Here is a 1763-nt window from a genome sequence, read left to right as displayed (position 1 = left end):
GGGCCAGGCCCACCTCGCGGGGCAGCACGACGGTGCCCGGCCCGGAGACGGCCAGCAGCCCGTGCGCGAGCAGCCAGTCCACCGGCCCGCCGGCGGTGGCGGTGCGCACCTGCCGGTCGGCGCGCTCCACCGACCCCGTGGGCGGCCCCCACGCCAGGCGGTCCAGCAGGGTGCGCACGCCCTCGGGGGCGCCGGCCAGCAGCGCCTCGACCGTGGCCGCGTCGCCCAGGTGAGCAGCCAGGCGCGGCAGCGCCACCTCCGGGTCGTGGCTGACGGGCAGCCGCAGGTCCTCCAGCAGGTCGGCCAGCCGCTGCGGGGAACGCCGGCCCAGCGCCTCGGCCAGCGGCGGGCCCAGGCCGGCGGGGTGCGGGCCGAGCAGGTCGCGGGCGGCGTGCACCAGGTGCAGGCGGCGGTCCGGGCCCCACACCAGCGCCCGGGTGCGCAGCCCGGCCAGCACGTCGTTCGCGCGCGCCCCCCACGCCCTGGAGGCGGCGGTGGCGCTGGTGGGCTCGGGCAGCACGGCCAGCACCTCGGCCACCTGCAGGGCAGGGGTGTCCAGGGCGTCCAGGGCCCGCTGCACGCTGGCGCGGGTGGTGGCGCGGGTGGCCAGGGCCGTGGTGGTCGTCGGCAGCGGGGTGGCCAGGTCCGGGCGCGCGGTGAACAGCGCCTCCAGCTCGGCGTCGTCGCGCGCGCGCAGGTCCTCCGCCAGCGTGCGGGCGGTGCTGCGGGTGGCCGGGGGCATCCGGGGGAGTCTAGGCGCGGGCACCGCCCCCCGCCTCAGCGCGCGGGCAGCTCCAGCGGCAGGCCGAAGTGCGTGAACAGGCGGGTGTCCAGGAACGAGGTGAGGCGGTGGATGCGCCCCCCGCGCACCTCGGGGACCTGGAAGGCGAAGGCCGTCAGCGCGCCAGCGGGACCGCCGGGCTTGTACTGCGCGAAGGCGGTGACGCCGTTGAGGGGCACGGGCACCAGCTGCGAGCCGCGGCAGCGGTGGCCGGGGCCGACCATCCAGCGCACCACGTCGTGCGGGCCGGCCAGCCACAGCTCGAACGGCGGCATGTTCTGGGTGACGTCCTCGGCCAGCAGGGCGACGAAGGCGTCCATGTCGTAGGACTCGAAGGCGCGCACGTAGCGCTCCAGCAGGTCGCGGTGCTCGTCGTCGAGCGCGGTGCCGCGCGCGCCGGTGGCGGCGTCGAGGTCGACGTCGGGGCGCGAGGAGATCGTGGCCCGGGCGCGCTGCAGGGCGCTGTTGACCGAGACCGTGGAGGTCTCCAGCAGCCCGGCGACCTCCTCGGCGCGCCAGCGCAGCACGTCGCGCAGGATGAGCACCGCCCGCTGGCGCGGCGGCAGGTGCTGCAGGGCGGCGACGAACGCCAGCCGGATCGACTCGCGCGCCACGGCGACGTCGGCGGGGTCGCCGCCCTCGGGCAGCACGCGGGTGTCGACCATCGGCTCCAGCCAGGTGTCCTCCGGCTGCCGCGCGGCCAGCGAGGCCTCCACCGGCTCCCACGCCGCGGCGGACAGGTCCATGGGCCGCGCGCGGCGCCCGCGCGTCTCGATCATCGTCAGGCACACGTTGGTGGCGATGCGGTACAGCCACGAGCGCAGCGACGAGCGGCCCTCGAAGCCGCCCGCGCCCCGCCACGCGCGCAGCATCGTCTCCTGCACGGCGTCCTCGGCGTCGAAGGCGGAACCGAGCATGCGGTAGCAGTAGCCGGTCAGCTCGCGGCGGTGGGCGGCGCGCGGGGCGGCCTGCGGCTGCTGAA

The 1763-nt window shown here is 77.8% G+C and carries 1 protein-coding gene and 1 pseudogene; both read right to left on the bottom strand.

Annotated features, from left to right (window positions below; all coding sequences use genetic code 11):
• Positions 1 to 742, bottom strand: a pseudogene (locus GTR00_RS20190) (DNA-binding protein); the annotation flags it as partial.
• A 35-nt stretch (positions 743 to 777) separates the two neighbouring features.
• Positions 778 to 1763: sigma-70 family RNA polymerase sigma factor (locus GTR00_RS20185; RefSeq protein ID WP_205706279.1), on the bottom strand; the 986-nt coding region annotated here is incomplete at its 5' end.

Source organism: Kineococcus indalonis, assembly GCF_009906395.1.
Lineage (GTDB): Bacteria > Actinomycetota > Actinomycetes > Actinomycetales > Kineococcaceae > Kineococcus > Kineococcus indalonis.
Note: the sequence above shows the minus strand (reverse complement) of the source record. Positions and strands in the feature narration are given on the sequence as shown.